The organism is Nocardioides asiaticus, from assembly GCF_040049175.1.
GTDB lineage: Bacteria > Actinomycetota > Actinomycetes > Propionibacteriales > Nocardioidaceae > Nocardioides > Nocardioides cheoyonin.
Map to the genome: position 1 here is coordinate 686,224 of NZ_JBDZDM010000003.1, position 15,871 is coordinate 702,094.

16 protein-coding genes are annotated in these 15,871 nt (G+C 72.5%); 12 read left to right on the forward strand and 4 right to left on the reverse strand.

Features of this window, described 5'->3' with window-relative positions:
• Positions 1 to 53: 53 nt before the first annotated feature.
• The 3 genes from ABLE53_RS13850 to ABLE53_RS13860 are packed head-to-tail and all read right to left on the reverse strand — an operon-like array spanning position 54 to position 1,804.
• The gene (locus ABLE53_RS13850) at positions 54 to 680 is read right to left on the reverse strand and encodes a class I SAM-dependent methyltransferase (protein WP_348859539.1); all 627 of its coding nucleotides are present in this window, start codon (positions 678 to 680) and stop codon (positions 54 to 56) included.
• Between the two features lie 10 nt (positions 681 to 690).
• The gene (locus ABLE53_RS13855; RefSeq protein ID WP_348859540.1) at positions 691 to 1,302 is read right to left on the reverse strand and encodes a GNAT family N-acetyltransferase; all 612 of its coding nucleotides are present in this window, start codon (positions 1,300 to 1,302) and stop codon (positions 691 to 693) included.
• A gap of 7 nt (positions 1,303 to 1,309) precedes the next feature.
• Entirely contained in the window at positions 1,310 to 1,804 is a 495-nt protein-coding gene (locus ABLE53_RS13860) for an aminoacyl-tRNA deacylase (protein WP_348859541.1), read from the reverse strand.
• 89 nt (positions 1,805 to 1,893) lie between these two features.
• Here ABLE53_RS13860 and ABLE53_RS13865 point away from each other — a divergent pair, with 89 nt between their 5' ends.
• From ABLE53_RS13865 to prcA, 7 genes are all read left to right on the forward strand, one after another.
• Positions 1,894 to 4,539, forward strand: a complete 2,646-nt coding sequence (locus tag ABLE53_RS13865; RefSeq protein WP_348859542.1) for an ATP-binding protein — start codon at positions 1,894 to 1,896, stop codon at positions 4,537 to 4,539.
• Positions 4,540 to 4,634: 95 nt separating this feature from the next.
• Positions 4,635 to 5,684, forward strand: a complete 1,050-nt coding sequence (locus tag ABLE53_RS13870) for a class I SAM-dependent methyltransferase (protein WP_348859543.1) — start codon at positions 4,635 to 4,637, stop codon at positions 5,682 to 5,684.
• A gap of 47 nt (positions 5,685 to 5,731) precedes the next feature.
• Entirely contained in the window at positions 5,732 to 7,105 is a 1,374-nt protein-coding gene (locus ABLE53_RS13875; protein WP_348859544.1) for a pyridoxal phosphate-dependent decarboxylase family protein, read from the forward strand.
• Positions 7,106 to 7,115: 10 nt separating this feature from the next.
• Positions 7,116 to 8,627 carry a depupylase/deamidase Dop gene (gene dop / locus ABLE53_RS13880; RefSeq protein ID WP_348859545.1) on the forward strand — a complete coding sequence of 504 codons (1,512 nt, stop codon included), beginning with the start codon at positions 7,116 to 7,118 and terminating at the stop codon, positions 8,625 to 8,627.
• A gap of 94 nt (positions 8,628 to 8,721) precedes the next feature.
• Complete coding sequence (locus ABLE53_RS13885; protein WP_348859546.1) at positions 8,722 to 8,919, forward strand: ubiquitin-like protein Pup; 198 nt, start codon at positions 8,722 to 8,724, stop codon at positions 8,917 to 8,919.
• Positions 8,920 to 9,780: a proteasome subunit beta gene (gene prcB / locus ABLE53_RS13890; RefSeq protein ID WP_348859547.1), complete on the forward strand. Its 861-nt coding sequence runs from the start codon at positions 8,920 to 8,922 to the stop codon at positions 9,778 to 9,780.
• Between the two features lies 1 nt (position 9,781).
• A complete protein-coding gene (gene prcA / locus ABLE53_RS13895) occupies positions 9,782 to 10,681 on the forward strand; it encodes a proteasome subunit alpha (protein WP_348859548.1) in 900 nt (299 codons plus the stop codon).
• Positions 10,682 to 10,727: 46 nt separating this feature from the next.
• On the opposite strand, the gene ABLE53_RS13900 is transcribed toward prcA, so the two are convergent.
• Positions 10,728 to 11,126 carry a nuclear transport factor 2 family protein gene (locus ABLE53_RS13900; RefSeq protein ID WP_348859550.1) on the reverse strand — a complete coding sequence of 133 codons (399 nt, stop codon included), beginning with the start codon at positions 11,124 to 11,126 and terminating at the stop codon, positions 10,728 to 10,730.
• 49 nt (positions 11,127 to 11,175) lie between these two features.
• Here ABLE53_RS13900 and pafA point away from each other — a divergent pair, with 49 nt between their 5' ends.
• The 5 genes from pafA (at position 11,176) to tatA (ending at position 15,858) form a co-directional block, all read left to right on the forward strand.
• The gene (gene pafA / locus ABLE53_RS13905; protein ID WP_348859551.1) at positions 11,176 to 12,537 is read left to right on the forward strand and encodes a Pup--protein ligase; all 1,362 of its coding nucleotides are present in this window, start codon (positions 11,176 to 11,178) and stop codon (positions 12,535 to 12,537) included.
• An 80-nt stretch (positions 12,538 to 12,617) separates the two neighbouring features.
• Positions 12,618 to 13,568, forward strand: coding sequence for an FKBP-type peptidyl-prolyl cis-trans isomerase (locus ABLE53_RS13910; protein ID WP_348859552.1), 951 nt, complete (start codon positions 12,618 to 12,620; stop codon positions 13,566 to 13,568).
• Between the two features lie 10 nt (positions 13,569 to 13,578).
• Complete coding sequence (locus ABLE53_RS13915) at positions 13,579 to 14,544, forward strand: helix-turn-helix transcriptional regulator (RefSeq protein ID WP_348859553.1); 966 nt, start codon at positions 13,579 to 13,581, stop codon at positions 14,542 to 14,544.
• A complete protein-coding gene (locus ABLE53_RS13920) occupies positions 14,541 to 15,548 on the forward strand; it encodes a helix-turn-helix transcriptional regulator (RefSeq protein WP_348859554.1) in 1,008 nt (335 codons plus the stop codon). Before ABLE53_RS13915 ends, ABLE53_RS13920 begins: the two co-directional genes overlap by 4 nt.
• A 37-nt stretch (positions 15,549 to 15,585) precedes the next feature.
• Complete coding sequence (gene tatA / locus ABLE53_RS13925) at positions 15,586 to 15,858, forward strand: twin-arginine translocase TatA/TatE family subunit (RefSeq protein ID WP_348859555.1); 273 nt, start codon at positions 15,586 to 15,588, stop codon at positions 15,856 to 15,858.
• The last annotated feature ends 13 nt before the right edge of the window (positions 15,859 to 15,871 follow it).

Here is a 15,871-nt window from a genome sequence, read left to right on the forward strand (position 1 = left end):
CTACGACGCATCCGCCCGGGCCGGCGAGCTCCGGCCCGGGCGGTGCGTATTCTCTAGCGAGGTGCGAGCGCTCGGCCGGCGGTGCACCACGTCCACGGTCTTGCGACGGCGGGCAGGTCGACGTACCCCTCGTGGTCGAGGCTGACCTCGAACCCGGCGGTGCGCAGGAGCGCGGGGACGTCCCGGGTCAGGTGGCAGCCGCCGGCAAGGCGCTGCTCGAGGCCGTCGAGGCGGCGCTGCCAGCGGGATATGCGGGGCTCGGGGGAGAGGCCGTGCTCGGCGAAGTGGAGCGCGCCGCCGGGACGCAGGACGCGGCCCGCCTCGGCGAGGGTGGCGCCGACGTCGGGGATCGTGCAGAGCGTGAAGGTGCACAGCACCGCGTCGGCGCTGTCGTCGTCGAGCGGCAGCCGCCGGCCGTCGAGGGCGGCGCGGGTGACGGGTACGCCGGAGGACGCGCGCCGTCGCTCCGACAGCCCCCAGGCCAGGTCCGAGGGCTCGACGGCGAGGACCTCGGTCACCGCGTCGGGACAGAAGCGGGTGTTGCGTCCATTGCCGTAGCCGACCTCGACGACCCGGCCGGCGAGCCCCGCGCAGGCCAGCTCGCGCAGCGGCCGGAGGGCCGGGTCGCCGCAGGTCCGCTCGACCATGCGCGGGACGACGCGCTCCGACCACCAGCCCATGTCCGCGAGGCTAGGGGCTGAGCGCTCGTCCGAGATAGAGGGTGTCCTCGAGCCCGAGCAGGGTGCTGAGGCCGAGGTGGCGGTAGAAGCCGATCGCGCGCTGGTTGGCGCGGCCGACGCCGAGGTGGACGCCGGGGGCGCCGGCCTCGGCGAGGGCGGCGGAGAGCCGCTCGAGGAGGGCCCGACCGACGCCGCCGCCCTGCAGTCGCGGGTAGAGGTCGATGTGGAGATGGGCGGGGTGGTCCCTGACGACCTCCTCGGGAGCGCGGAGCGGCCGGTGGACGAGCGCGCGGACCCGCTCGTCGGGTGTCGCCGGGTTCGGGCCGGGGTCGGGATACCGCTCCCGCAGCGGCGGCCACCAGCGCGCCTCGCACGCGGCCTCGAAGCGGCGGGTGTCCGCGGTCGCGAGCACGTAGCCCGCGATGCCCCCGTCGTCGACCGCGACGAGGCCGAGCCCCTCGGGGAGTGCGAGGTACGGCCCGACGTACACCTCGCCGAGCAGCCGCGGGTCGGCGTACACACCGCTCGCGTCCTCTCCGGAGGCACCCGTGCGCAGGCAGATGTCGTAGCAGGCGTCGCGGTCGGCCCGTGTGGCCTCGCGGATCGTCGCGACCGTCGGCACGAGCGGCTCAGGACGCGCCGGACGAGCCGGACGCATCCGTGACGTCGGCGACCGTCGCACCCACGGCGGAGACGAGGGCGTCGCCGTCCAGGGTGAGCGCCACGCCGTGGCCGCCGGCGCCGAGGGAGATCTCGCCGGAGACCCGCTCGTCGGCGATGACCGGCAGCTCGGTGAGCGAGCCGAGCGGCGTGATGGTGCCGCGGACGTAGCCGGTGGCGTCGTACGCCGCGTCGATGCTCGCCATCGTGAGGCGGTTGACGCCCAGCAGCGACCGGAGCTTGGGCCAGGAGATCTCGCGGTCGCCGGGTACGAGGACGAAGCGCAGGTCACCCTCGCTGACCCGCACGACCATCGTCTTCACCAGCTGTCGCGGCTCGATCCCGCGGGCGGCGGCCGCCTCCACGAGGGACCGGACCGGGCCGTGCCTGGTCACGGCGTACGAGAGGCCGAGCGCGTCGGCCGCGGCGATCGCGCGGGCGGAGTTGTCGGTCTGCTCGGTCACCCGGCAAGCGTAGGGCGTACCGAGGGCGCGTCTCACCAGGGCCGAACGTCGGTTGCCCGCGGCGGGTCCTCAGGTGGACGATCAGGCCCGTGGGAGGGCGTTTGCTCGAGCGTCAGGCCGAGCTGGCGGCTCTCGGGACGGCGGCGCGGGCGGCTCTCCACGGACAGGGATCCGTGGTTCTGGTGCACGGCGAGGCGGGGATCGGGAAGTCCAGCCTCATCCGTGCTCTCCATGCACGCCTCCCGGCGGACGCACGGCTGCTGGTGGGCTACTGCGACGCGCTGTCGACCCCGCGCGCGCTCGGCCCGCTGCGCGACCTCGTCGGCTCGGTGGGCACCGAGCTGTCCGCCGCACTGCGCGGTGGCGAGCGGGAGACGGTGATGGCGGCGCTCCAGCGCGAGCTCGCCCGCGGCCCGGCGACGGTGCTCGTGATCGAGGACGTGCACTGGGCGGACGAGGGCACGCTCGACACGCTGCGCTTCCTCGCCCGCCGGATCGCCGACCTGCCGGTGGCTCTGGTGCTCACCTACCGTGACGACGAGCTCGCCCGCGACCATCCAGCGGTGACGCTGCTGGGCGACCTCGCCCAGAGCGGCCAGCTGGTACGGCTGCCGCTGCACCGGCTCTCTCCCGAGGCGGTCGCCGAGGCGGTGGCCGGCCTCAGCGACGACGGGGGGATCGACGCGGCCGCGGTGTACGACATGACCGACGGGAACCCCTACTTCGTCACCGAGCTGATCGCCTCGGCACGCGGGGCCGAGGTGCCGCAGACCGTCGTGGACGCCGTGCTCGGCCGGCTGCGCAGGCTCGACCCGGCCGTCCAGGACCTGGTCGAGCAGCTCGCCGTCGTTCCCGGCGCGGTGGAGCGCGACCTCGTCGACGCGCTGGCCCCGGAAGGCTGGCCGCGGCTCCGCCCGGCCGAGGAGCGCGGCCTGCTCACCGTCAGCCCCGAGGGAGTGACCTTCCGCCACGAGCTGACCCGCCTCGCGGTCGCCGACTCACTCCCGGGCTCCCGACGCGTCGAGCTCGACCGGGCGGCCCTGGCCGCGCTCGAGAAGCTCCGCCAGCCGGACGTCAGCCGGCTGGTGCACCACGCCGTCGCGTGCGGCGACGTGGACGCCGTGGTGGCCTACGGGCCCGCGGCGGCACGGGACGCCTGGGCCTCCGGCGCCCACCGGGAGGCGGCCGCCCACTACGCGACGGCGCTCGCGCACGAGGACCGGTTCGAGCCCGCCGAGCGCGCCGCGCTGTGGCAGGCGTACGCCGTGGAGCTCTACACGGTCGGCAGGGACGGCGTCCCCGCCCAGCAGCGGGCTGTCGCTCTTCGCCAGCAGGTCGGGGAGCCGAGGGAGCTCGGCGTCGCCCTGCGCTGGCTCTCCCGGATCGCGTGGTACTCCGGGCGCCGGCAGCTCGCCGAGTCGGCGGCGCGGGAGGCGACCGATGTCGCCGAGCGTGCCGACGACGTGCGCCTGCTGGCATTGTGCACGAGCAACGAGGCGCAGCTGGCGATGCTCGCCAACGACAACCCGGTCGCGATCGAGCTGTCGACCCGGGCCATCGCGCTCGCCCGCGAGGCGGGTGATCAGCAGGTCCTCTCGCACGCGCTCAACAACCTCGGGACCAGCCTGATGCGCACCGACGCGGTGCGGGGCCGTGCCGAGCTCGAGGAGGCCATCACCGTCGCGCGCCAGGTCGACGACCACGAGGACGCCTGCCGGGCCTACGCGAACCTCGCGTGGAGCCTGCTGGACGTCTACGAGCTCGACGCCGCGGAGCCGCTCATCGAGGAGGGCAGCGCGCTCGCCGAGCGGACGGAGTTCCTCGCGTTCTGGCAGTACCTCCAGGGGCTCCGCGCGCGGCTCGCGCTCGCCCGCGGCCAGTGGGCTGAGGCGGAGCGGGTGACCGAGCGGATCACGAGCAGCGGCACACCGCCGTGGTCGGTGGCCCTGACGGTGAGGGCGATCACCCGGATCCGGACCGGCGCTCCGGACGCCGCGGCCGTGCTCGAGGAGGCCCGGGTGCTCGCCGAGCGCCTCGACGAGCTGCAGCGGATCGGGCCGGTCGCCGTCGCGCGGCTCGAGGAGGCCTGGCTGCGCGGCGAGCCCGCCGACGCCCTCGAGGCGGGTCTCGCGATCCACGAGGAAGCCGTGCGGCTCGGCGAGCCGCCGCTGCGCGCCGAGCTCGCCTACCGCCTCGGCAAGGCCGGGGCGCCGGTCGCCGAGGAGGAGCTGGCGGCGCTGGTAGCCGACCCGCCCACGCCGTACGCCCTCCAGGCCGTGGGCCGCTGGCGCGACGCCGCCAAGCTGTGGCGCGAGGCCGGCTGCGCCTACCACGAGGCGGAGGCGCTCGCCGACGCCGACGACGAAGCGGCGCTCCTGGAGGCGCTCGCCCTCGCCGACCGGCTGGGTGCCGTCCCGCTCGCCCGGCACGTACGACGGCGCCTGCGCGACCTCGGGGCGCGCAACGTCCCACGGGGTCCGTCGCAGCCGACCCGGGACGACCCCGCCGGCCTCACCGCCCGGCAGCGGGACGTGCTGGCCCTGGTCGCCGAGGGGCTGACCAACGCCGAGATCGCCGACCGGCTGGTGGTGTCGGTGCGCACGGTCGACAGCCATGTCGCCGCCATCCTGCTCAAGCTCGGCGTCGGGACCCGCCAGGAGGCCGCACGGCGCCACGCGGGGATGGCGCACGAGGCCCCTGCAGACGTGGGTAGCGCACCGCCCGGATCTCGGTAGTCGCTACCGACGTGGCCGTGTCCCTCCGCGCCGTAGAACTGCGGTGACGCACCTCATCACCCAGGACATCGGGGCCACACCGAGGAGAGACAGCGATGGACGAGGACAAGTTCCACCAGTTCCTGCACCAGTTCGTGACCGACCTGGGCGCCACCATGGCGGCCGGCGGCATCGTGGTCGGCGACGAGCTCGGGCTCTACAAGGCGCTCGCCGCGCAGCCGCGGACGGCCGACGAGCTCGCCGTCGCCACCGGCACAGCGGTCAGGTACGTCGAGGAGTGGCTGCGCGGCCAGGCCGCCGGCGGCTACGTGTCGTACGACCCCGAGAGCGACACGTACTCGATGACCGAGGAGCAGGCGTTCGCGCTCACCGATCCGGATGGGCCGGTCTACCTGCCCGGCGCGTTCCAGCTCGCGCTCGGGGCGCTCAGAGCCCTGCCGCGGGTCGTCGAGGCGTTCCGCACCGGCGACGGCATCGGCTGGCACGAGCACGACGAGGACGTCTTCGTCGGCTGCGAGCGGTTCTTCAGGCCCGGCTACTCCGCCAACCTGGTCGCCGAGTGGCTGCCGGCGCTCGAAGGCGTGCCGGAGAAGCTCGAGGCGGGCGCCCGGGTCGCCGACATCGGCTGCGGTCTCGGCGCCTCGACGATCCTCATGGCCCAGGCGTTCCCGGCGTCGTCGTTCGCGGGCTCGGACTACCACGACCACTCCGTGGAGCTGGCCCGCAAGCACGCCGCCGACCTCGGTCTCACCCACCGGGTCACCTTCGAGGTGGCCGGCGCGTCGACCTTCCACGGCGGCCCGTACGACCTGGTCACGAGCTTCGACAGCCTGCACGACATGGGCGACCCGGTCGCCGCGGCGACGCACGTCCGCGAGCATCTCGCCGACGACGGCACCTGGATGATCGTCGAGCCGTACGCCGGCGACACGGTCGCCGACAACCTCAACCCGCTCGGCCGGGTCTTCTACGGGCTCTCGTCGTTCCTCTGCGTCCCCAACGCCGTCTCCCAGGGCGGCACCCGCACGCTCGGCGCCCAAGCCGGGGAGCGGGCGATCCGGGCCGTCACCGAGGAGGCCGGCTTCAGCCGCTTCCGCAGGGCGACGGAGACGCCGTTCAACCTCGTGTACGAGGCCAGGCCCTGACCCCGCCGGGGTGGCCCGTGGGCGTCCGGAGAGCGCAGGATCGAGCCATGGAGACGACTGGGATGGACGCACGGATCGCACCGCTCGACCGGGCGCACCAGCACGCGACCTCCTGGCTGGAGTCGCTGAGCACCCGTGACGTGCCGGCCACGGCCTCGGCCGATGAGGTCGCAGCCGCCCTCGGGGACCTGCCCGCCCGGCCGGGGGACGCGACGGAGACCGTCGACCTGCTCGCGAAGGCGTGCGAGCCCGGTCTGGTCGCGATGCCGTCGGGCCGGTTCTTCGGGTTCGTCATCGGCGGCACCCACCCGGCCGCCCTCGCGGCCGACTGGCTCGTGAGCGCCTGGGACCAGAACGACGGGATACGCTTCGCCACGCCGGCCGCCGCGGCCGTCGAGGAGGTCGCCGGCCGCTGGCTGCTGGACCTGCTCGGGCTCCCGGCCGATGCGGCGGTCGGGTTCCCGACCAGCGCCACGACGGCCAACTTCACCTGCCTGGCCGCGGCTCGTGACACAGTCCTGCGGCGGGCCGGACACGACGTCGGGCGCGACGGGCTGACCGGAGCGCCCCGGGTGAGAGTCCTCATGGGGGAGGAGGGGCACGAGAGCGTGGTCTACGCGCTGCGCTACCTCGGCCTGGGGGAGCCGGAGCGGGTCGCCGTCGACGAGCAGGGGCGGATCGACCCCGCCGCGCTCGTCGCGGCGCTCGCCTCCGTGCGCGGCGCGCCGGCGATCGTCGTCCTCCAGGCGGGCAACGTGCACTCGGGCGCGTTCGACCCCTTCGGCCCGGCGATCGCGGCCGCCCACGAGGCGGGGGCCTGGGTGCACGTCGACGGCGCGTTCGGGCTCTTCGCGGCGGCCTCGCCGACGCTGCGCCACCTCACGGAAGGGTACGCCGCGGCCGACTCCTGGACGACCGACGCCCACAAGACTCTCAACGTGCCGTACGACTGCGGGATCGCGATCGTGCGGGACGCGGAGGCGCTGGGGGCGGTGACCGGCAAGCACGGCGACTACCTCGTCAACAAGCAGGTGGGCGACCCGTGCGACAAGGTCCCGGAGCTGTCCCGCCGGGCGCGGGGGATCCCGGTCTGGGCGGTCCTCCGCTCGCTCGGGCGCGAGGGCGTGGCCGACCTGGTCGACGGGTTCGCCCGGCATGCCCGCACGTTCGCCGACGGCGTCCGCGAGATCCCCGGCGCCGAGGTGCTCAACGACGTCGTCTACAGCCAGGTCTGCGTGTCCTTCGGCGGCGACGAGCGCACCGGAGAGATCACCCGCCGGGTGCTGGCCGACGGCACCACCTGGATGTCCGGCTCGCGCTGGCACGGCCGTGCTGTGCTCCGGATCTCGGTCAGCGACTGGGCGACCGACGTCGACGACGTACGGCGCAGTCTCGACGCACTGTGCCGATGCGCCGCGTAGCCTTGGCTGCATGAGCGTTCGCCGGGTCATGGGCACGGAGGTCGAGTACGGCATCTCCGTGACCGGACAGCCGCAGGCCAATCCGATGGTCGCCTCCTCGCAGGTGGTCAACGCCTACGCGTCCGCGACGCTGAAGGCCCGCCGCGCGCGGTGGGACTTCGAGGAGGAGTCGCCGCTCCGCGACGCGCGCGGGTTCGACATGTCCCGCCACGTCGCGGACCCGAGCCAGCTGACCGACGAGGACCTCGGCCTCGCCAACGTCATCCTGACCAACGGCGCGCGGCTCTACGTCGACCACGCGCACCCGGAGTTCTCCACCCCCGAGGTCACCACGCCGCTCGACGCGGTGCGCTGGGACAAGGCGGGCGAGCAGATCATGCTCGACGCCACGAAGGCGGCCCTGCAGCTCCCCGGCAACCCGCAGATCACGCTCTACAAGAACAACACCGACAACAAGGGCGCGTCCTACGGCGCCCATGAGAACTACCTGATGCGGCGCTCCACGCCCTTCGCCGACATCGTCAAGCACCTCACGCCGTTCTTCGTCAGCCGGCAGGTGATCTGCGGCGCCGGGCGCGTGGGCATCGGCCAGGACGGCAAGAAGCACGGCTTCCAGCTCTCCCAGCGCGCCGACTTCTTCGAGGTCGAGGTGGGCCTCGAGACCACCCTGAAGCGGCCGATCATCAACACCCGGGACGAGCCGCACGCCGACCCGGAGAAGTACCGCCGGCTCCACGTGATCATCGGCGACGCCAACCTGAGCGAGGTGTCGACCTACCTCAAGATCGGCACCACCTCCCTGGTGCTGGCGATGATCGAGGACGGCTTCATCAACCGCGACCTCAGCATCGACGGGCCGGTCTCCGCGCTGCGCGCGGTCTCGCACGACCCCGCGCTCAACCAGACGGTCACCCTCCACGACGGGCGGTCGCTGACCGGCGTACAGCTGCAGCTGGAGTACCTCGACCTCGCCAAGAAGTACGTCGAGGACCGCTACGGCTCCGACGCCGACCAGCAGACGAAGGACGTCCTGGAGCGCTGGGAGTCCGTGCTCGACCGCCTCGAGCGCGACCCGATGGAGTGCGCGACGGAGCTCGACTGGGTCGCCAAGCTGAAGCTGCTGCAGCAGTACCGCGACCGCGACGGCCTCGAGTGGGACGACGCGAAGCTCCACCTCATCGACCTGCAGTACGCCGACATCCGCCCCGAGAAGGGGCTCTACCACCGCCTCCTCCGGGCGGGGCGGATCGAACGCCTGCTGGACGACGAGTCGGTCGAGCGGTCGATGCACGAGCCGCCGACGGACACCCGCGCCTACTTCCGCGGCCGCTGCCTGGAGAAGTACTCCGCCAACGTCGCCGCCGCCTCCTGGGACTCGGTGATCTTCGACCTCCCCGGCCGCGAGTCGCTCCAGCGGGTGCCCACCATCGACCCGCTGCGCGGCACGCGCAAGCACGTCGGCGAGCTGATGGACCGCTCCGACACCGCCGAGGAGCTCTTCGCCGCGCTGACCGGCTCCTGAGCGCACGCGTGGGGCTGTTCTCTGTGCGAGAAATCGCCAGAATTCGGAACAGAGTTGCAACCGGTCCGTCGGTTCGTGTGGATAGGTTGGGAGCATGGCACAGGAGCAGAAGCAACCTCGGAAGTCCTCCGAGACCGAGGAAGCCGTCGAGACCGCCCCGGAGTCCGACGTCGCCGAGCGCAAGGAGGCGCTCGACAGCGATGTCGACGACATCCTGGACGAGATCGACGACGTGCTCGAGACCAACGCCGAGGACTTCGTGAAGTCGTTCATCCAGAAGGGCGGTCAGTAGTTGACCGACCCACGAATCCCGGCCGCCTTCATGACGCCGGGCACCTCGTCGTTCACTGATTTCCTCGCCACCAACTCGCCCGACCTGCTCCCTGGCCGCCGTGCCACGCCCGTCGGAGCGGGTGCGCAGAGCGCCGCCGACCTCGCGCCGCACGGCACCACGATCGTCGCCGCGACCTTCCCCGGCGGCGTGGTGATCGCCGGCGACCGGCGCGCCACGCAGGGCAACCTGATCGCCGAGCGCGAGATGCGCAAGGTGTTCCCCGCCGATGAGTACTCCGCGGTCGGCATCGCCGGCACCGCCGGCATCGCCGTCGAGCTGATCAAGCTCTTCCAGACCGAGCTGGAGCACTACGAGAAGATCGAGGGCACCACGCTCTCCATCGAGGGCAAGGCCAACCGGCTCTCCGCGATCGTCCGCGGCAACCTCGGCATGGCGATGCAGGGGCTCGTCGTCGTACCCCTCTTCGTCGGGGTGGACCTCGACGACCCGGCCGGCGTCAGCGGCAAGATCTACGGCTACGACCCGACCGGCGGCCGCTACGAGCAGGTCGGCTACGCCGGCGTCGGCTCGGGCTCGCTGTTCGCCAAGGGCGCGCTGAAGAAGCTCTATCGCCCCGACCTCGACGAGGCCTCGACCGTCGTCGCGCTGGTGCAGGCGCTGTACGACGCCGCCGACGACGACTCCGCGACGGGCGGCCCCGACCTGGGCCGGCGGATCTTCCCGGTCGTCCACGTGATCACCGGAGACGGCGGGCGGACCCTGCCCGACGACGACGTCGCTGCCGTGGTGGAGCGGGTCGTCGCCGGACGGATGGAGCGGCCCGACGGACCGATCGCTGCGATCGAGGGGGGTGCGTGAGATGAGCATGGGCTTCGGCTACGTCAGCCCCGAGCAGCTGATGAAGGACCGGGCGGACTTCGCCCGGAAGGGGATCTCCCGCGGCCGCGCGCTCGTCGGCGTCCAGTACGCCGACGGGATCCTGTTCGTCTCCGAGAACCCCTCTGCAGCGCTCCACAAGGTCTCCGAGATCTACGACCGGATCGCCTTCGCGGCGGTCGGCCGCTACAACGAGTTCGAGAACCTCCGCATCGCGGGCGTCCGGCTCGCCGACATGCGGGGCTACTCCTACGACCGCCGCGATGTGACCGGCCGGGGCCTGGCCAACGCCTACGCCCAGACGCTCGGCACGATCTTCAGCTCCGGCGGCGAGAAGCCCTACGAGGTGGAGCTGTTCGTGGCCGAGATCGGCGACTCGCCCGACGACGACCAGCTCTACAGGCTCACCTACGACGGCCAGGTGGTCGACGAGCACGGCTTCGCCGCCATCGGCGGTGCCGCCGACACGGTCGACGCCTACCTCAAGGAGCGCTACAGCCCCGGCGCCTCGCTCGAGGACGCCATCCGACTCGCCGTGGCCGCGCTCGGACACTCGCCCAACGGCTCGGGGGAGTCGGGCGACCGGGTCGTCCCCGTCGACGACCTCGAGGTCGCGGTGCTCGACCGGACCCGCACCCAGCCGCGGAAGTTCCGCCGGCTGCGGCCGGCGGTGCTCCAGCGGATCCTCGGCGACCGCAGCGCGACCGAACCGGCGGAGTCCGCCGAGTCCGCGGACACGTCGTCCGAGACGCCGTCCGATGCCCCGACGCCGCCCGCAAGCACGGCCCCGGACGTCGCGCCGGGCGAACAGCCGCCGGTCGCTCCGCCCTCCGACGAGGACGGGAACGGCGACGGCCAGCCGCCGGTCGCTCCGCCGCTCTGAGTGGTCCCTGCCCGAAGGCCCGGCACGGTCGACCGGACAGGACCGGTCAGGAGACCTGCAGGCGCGAGGCCATCAGCGCCATCAGCGCCTGCAGGCCCTTGACCGGGCGGACCATGACGGTGAAGTCGGTGATCCGGCCGTCGGGTCCCCACTCGAACATGTCGACGCCCTGCACGAACGTCCCGTCGAGATCGGCGGTGAACTCGAGGACCGCCGAGCCGTCGGCGTACCACTCGCGGTGGTACTCCAGCGTCGGGCCGAGGACGGCGAACGCCGCGGAGAGGTACGCCGTCGTGATCGCCTTGCCGCGCTGCGGCGTGTGGACGGCGGGGGAGTGGAAGACGGCGTCCTCGGCGAGCAGGTCGTCGAGGGCGGCCGGATCCTGCCCGGCGGCGGCCTCGTGCCAGCGGGTGACGGTCGACGGAACTTCCCGAGTCGTGGGCATGTCGGAAAGGCTAAGCCCGAAGCGACCACCGACCGACTAGTGTTTCCGCATGGACCGGCGGATCTTCGGGATCGAGAACGAGTACGGCGTCACGTGCACGTTCCGGGGCCAGCGGCGGCTGAGCCCCGACGAGGTCGCGCGCTACCTGTTCCGCAAGGTGGTCAGCTGGGGCCGCTCCAGCAACGTGTTCCTGCGCAACGGCGCCCGGCTCTACCTCGACGTCGGCAGCCACCCCGAGTACGCCACGCCGGAGTGCGACGACGTGGTCGCGGCCGTCACCCACGACAAGGCGGGTGAGCGGATCCTCGAGGGGCTGCTCCTGGACGCCGAGCAGCGGCTCCACGACGAGGGCATCGCCGGCGAGATCTACCTGTTCAAGAACAACACCGACTCGGCCGGCAACTCCTACGGCTGCCACGAGAACTACCTCGTCAGCCGGGCCGGCGAGTTCAGCCGGCTGGCGGACGTGCTCATCCCGTTCCTCGTCACCCGGCAGCTCATCGTCGGCGCCGGCAAGGTCACCCAGACCCCGCGCGGGGCCGGCTTCGCCGTCAGCCAGCGCGCCGAGCACATCTGGGAGGGCGTCAGCAGCGCCACCACCCGGAGCCGGCCGATCATCAACACCCGCGACGAGCCGCACGCCGACGCGGAGAAGTACCGCCGGCTCCACGTCATCGTCGGCGACTCCAACATGTCCGAGACGACCACGATGCTGAAGATCGCGTCGTGCGACCTGGTGCTGCGGATGATCGAGGAGGGCGTCGTGATGCGCGACCTCACGATGGAGAACCCCATCCGCGCGATCCGCGAGATCGCCCACGACCTGACCGGCCGTCGCAAGGTCCGGCTCGCCAACGGCCGCGAGGCCAGCGCGCTCGACATCCAGATGGAGTACCTCACCAAGGCCCGCGACTTCGTGGACCGGCGCCAGATCAGCACGCCGGTGATCGAGAAGGCGCTTGACCTGTGGGAGCGCGGCCTCAAGGCCGTCGAGTCCGACGACCTCGGCCTCGTCGACCGCGAGATCGACTGGGTCATCAAGTGGAAGCTGATCGAGCGCTACCGCGCCAAGCACGGCCTGCCGCTCGGCCACCCGCGGGTCGCCCAGCTCGACCTCGCCTACCACGACATCCACCGCGGCCGGGGGCTCTACTACCTGCTCGAGAAGCGCGGTGCCGTGGCCCGGGCGACGACCGACCTGCGCATCTTCGAGGCCAAGTCGGTCCCGCCGCAGACCACCCGTGCGCGGCTCCGCGGCGAGTTCATCAAGAAGGCCCAGGACCGGCGCCGCGACTTCACGGTGGACTGGGTCCACCTCAAGCTCAACGACCAGGCCCAGCGGACGGTGCTCTGCAAGGACCCGTTCCGGGCCTACGACGAGCGCGTCCAGCGACTCATCGACGGCATGTGAGGAACCCTCAGCCACGGCGGCTAAGGTGTGCGTCGCCCGCGTTGTCGTGCGGGTTGACCGCCCTGCTAGAAGGTAGAAACGTGCCTCGTCTCCGTCGTCTCGCCACCGCGCTCGTGCCCGCGCTGCTGATCCCCGCCCTCGTGGCGTGCGGGAGCACCAAGACGGGCTACGGCGACCCGACCGTGTCCGGCTTCGACGGCGTGACGGTCGGCGGCAAGGTCGGCCAGAAGCCGACGCTGACATGGAAGTCGAAGATCGCCTACCCGAGCAGCGTCGACGTGAAGACGCTCGTCTCCGGCGACGGTGGCGCGGTCGGCAAGGACGGGGCGTACGGCAATCTCTACATCGGCGACGCGACCACGGCGGCGAAGAGCTGGGTCTACACCTCCTCCGGCGCTCAGATGGCGATCACGTCGAGCATGGGCCCGGTCTTCCAGAAGCTGCTCGACGGCGCCCACGTCGGCGACCGCCGGGCCGCGCTCGCGAGGTCCTCGGACGTGTTCGGCTCCGACGGGCGACCCGATCTCGGCGTCGGCAACCACGACACGGTCGTGGTCGTCGTCGACCTGATCAAGGCGGTACCCGACACCACGCCGCACGACGTGTCGCCCTCGCAGCTGCCGAAGCTGGAGCTCAAGAACGGCAAGCCGTCCGGGTTCGACTTCTCCGGGGTCAAGAAGCCGTCCGCCAACGGCAAGCTGCTCCGCGCGGTCATCAAGAAGGGCACCGGCAAGACGGTGACCAGCGACATGACGGTCACCGCCAACTACCTCGGCATGACCTACGGTGCGAAGGCGCCCTTCGACGAGAGCTACTCGTCCAAGCCGGCGTCCTTCGGTCTGAGCGACGTCGTGCTCGGCTGGAAGGGCGGCCTGACCGGCGTGAAGGTCGGCAGCCGGGTGCTGCTCCAGATCCCGCCGTCGCTGGGCTACGGCTCCAAGGCCAACCCCGGCCAGGGCGGCAAGCCGGGGATCCCGGCCAACAGCACGCTGTACTTCGTGATCGACATCGTCTCGGCGAAGAAGGGCTGACGACCGGGCGATGGCGGCGGCGAAGACCGAGCGGCTGATGAACCTGCTCATCATGCTGCTCGTCCAGCGGGGGTTCGTGACGAAGGACCGGATCCGCGACGTCCTCTACCCGTCGTCGTCCGACGAGGCGTTCGAGAAGATGTTCGAGCGCGACAAGGAGGAGCTGCGCAGTCTCGGCGTGCCCGTGGAGGTCGGCAGCATCGACCCGTACTTCGACGACGAGCCGGGCTACCGGATCAGCGCGGAGCAGTTCGCGCTGCCGCCGATCAGCCTCACCGCCGACGAGGCGGCCGTCGTCGGGCTCGCGACCCGGGTCTGGGAGCACGCCTCGATGGCCGAGGCGACCACCGAGGCGGTCCGCAAGCTCACCGCCGCCGGCATCGACGTCGACGTCAGCGCGCTCGAGATCGCCTCCCCGCGGCTCTCGGCGGAGGAGTCGTCGTTCGACGCCTTCCTGCGGGCCACCCAGGAGCGGCAGCAGGTCGAGTTCGACTACCGCACCTCGCGCGCCGCCGAGCCGGCCACCCGCCACCTCCAGCCGTGGGGCGTCGCCCGGTACGCCGGCCGGTGGTACGTCGTCGGCTTCGACACCGACCGCCAGGACGAGCGGGTCTTCCGGCTCTCCCGGGTCGTCGGCGACGCCCGGCTGGTGGGTGAGCCGGGCGCCTTCGACGTGCCGGAGGGCACCGACGTCAGCGCGATCGCCCGTCGGCTCGCTCCTGCTCCTCCGACCGGACGGGTCGCGCTGCTGGTGCGCCGTGGCGCGGGGCACTCGCTGCGCCGTACCGCCGCGGAGGTGGAGTACGCCGTCACCGGCCCCGACGGGTCGACGGACTGGGACCGCGTCGTGCTGACCCGGCTACCGTACGACCTCGCCGGCGAGGTCATGGCGCACGGCCCGGACGCGTACGTCGAGGAGCCCGAGGACCTCCGCAAGCAGGTCGTGGCGCGGCTGCGCGAGGTGGTGGAGCGATGACGAGGCCGGCGCCCAGCGGCGCGAAGGAGCAGGTCGCCCGGCTGCTCACGCTGGTGCCCTACCTCCACGCCAAGGGCACCGGGGCGGTCCGCCTCGACGAGGCCTCCCGCGACCTCGGCGTGCCCGCAAACCAGCTGGTCAAGGACCTGCGCGTGCTCTTCATGTGCGGGCTGCCCGGGGGCTACCCCGACGACCTCATCGACGTGGACATCGACGCGCTCGTCGACCCGGAGGGGGACCGGGTCATCCGGGTGTCGAACGCCGACTACCTCGCCCGGCCGCTTCGCCTCACCCCGACCGAGGCGACGGCCGTGATCGTGGCGCTGCGCGCGCTGCGCAGCGGCGCCGTCAGCGAGGAGACGCGCGACGTCGTCGACCGTGCGCTCGCCAAGCTGGAGCAGGCGGCCGCCGAGGGCGCCGCGGCGAGCCGCGTCGACCCGGGGGAGGACGCCGTCGACCCCGGCCTCGCCCGGCTGCGGGCCGACCTCCAGCGCGCCGTCGCCGACCGGCGGCAGGTGCGGATCAGCTACTGGGTGCCCAGCCGCGACGAGGAGTCCGAGCGGGTCGTCGACCCGCGCGGCGTCGTCTCCCACCGCGGCGTCGACTACCTCGACGCGTGGTGCCACAGTGCCGAGGCGCCCCGCAGCTTCCGGCTCGACCGGATCGGCTCCGTCGAGGTGCTCGACAGCCCGGTGGCCACGCCGCCGGCCGCGCCGCGCGACCTGTCCGACGGGTTCTTCACGACAGGACACGACGTCATGGTCGTCACGCTGCGGGTCGCCCCCGAGGCACGCTGGGTGACCGAGTACTACTCGGCCGTCGACGTACGCCCGCTGCCCGACGGCGGGGTGGAGGTCGACCTCCACGTCGCCGACGAGCGCTGGTTGATCCGGCTGCTGATGCGCCTCGCGCCGTACGCCGAGGTGGTCGGCCACCCGGAGTTCACCGAAAGATTCGCCGAGACCGCCGCCCGGGCACTGAGCCTGTACGGCGCCGACGCGTAGACTGTGTGAGTCTCCCCGAAAGGTTGGAAGGTCTGCGATGTTTATCCCACTGATCGGCATGCCCCAGGGCGCCGAGTGGCTCGTGATCCTGGCGATCGTCGTGCTCGTCTTCGGCGCGGCGAAGCTGCCCGACCTGGCCCGTGGCACGGGCCAGGCGCTGCGGATCTTCAAGGCCGAGACCAAGGGCCTGAAGGACGACGACGAGAAGGCCGCCGAGACGCCGGAGCTCGAGGCCAAGAAGGCCGACCTGGAGGCCCGCCAGCGCGAGCTCGACGCCGAGCGCGAGCGCCTCAACGGCGGCAGCGTCTGAGCGGAGGCGACGG

Excerpts from the sequence above, each read along its gene's own strand:
- ABLE53_RS13850 (WP_348859539.1), bottom strand. The coding sequence starts at position 680 with ATGGGCTGGTGGTCGGAGCGCGTCGTCCCGCGCATGGTCGAGCGGACC.
- ABLE53_RS13870 (WP_348859543.1), top strand. The coding sequence starts at position 4,635 with ATGGACGAGGACAAGTTCCACCAGTTCCTGCACCAGTTCGTGACCGAC.
- ABLE53_RS13875 (WP_348859544.1), top strand. The coding sequence starts at position 5,732 with ATGGAGACGACTGGGATGGACGCACGGATCGCACCGCTCGACCGGGCG.
- dop (WP_348859545.1), top strand. The coding sequence starts at position 7,116 with ATGAGCGTTCGCCGGGTCATGGGCACGGAGGTCGAGTACGGCATCTCC.
- ABLE53_RS13885 (WP_348859546.1), top strand. The coding sequence starts at position 8,722 with ATGGCACAGGAGCAGAAGCAACCTCGGAAGTCCTCCGAGACCGAGGAA.
- prcA (WP_348859548.1), top strand. The coding sequence starts at position 9,782 with ATGAGCATGGGCTTCGGCTACGTCAGCCCCGAGCAGCTGATGAAGGAC.
- ABLE53_RS13900 (WP_348859550.1), bottom strand. The coding sequence starts at position 11,126 with ATGCCCACGACTCGGGAAGTTCCGTCGACCGTCACCCGCTGGCACGAG.
- pafA (WP_348859551.1), top strand. The coding sequence starts at position 11,176 with ATGGACCGGCGGATCTTCGGGATCGAGAACGAGTACGGCGTCACGTGC.
- ABLE53_RS13915 (WP_348859553.1), top strand. The coding sequence starts at position 13,579 with ATGGCGGCGGCGAAGACCGAGCGGCTGATGAACCTGCTCATCATGCTG.
- ABLE53_RS13920 (WP_348859554.1), top strand. The coding sequence starts at position 14,541 with ATGACGAGGCCGGCGCCCAGCGGCGCGAAGGAGCAGGTCGCCCGGCTG.
- tatA (WP_348859555.1), top strand. The coding sequence starts at position 15,586 with ATGTTTATCCCACTGATCGGCATGCCCCAGGGCGCCGAGTGGCTCGTG.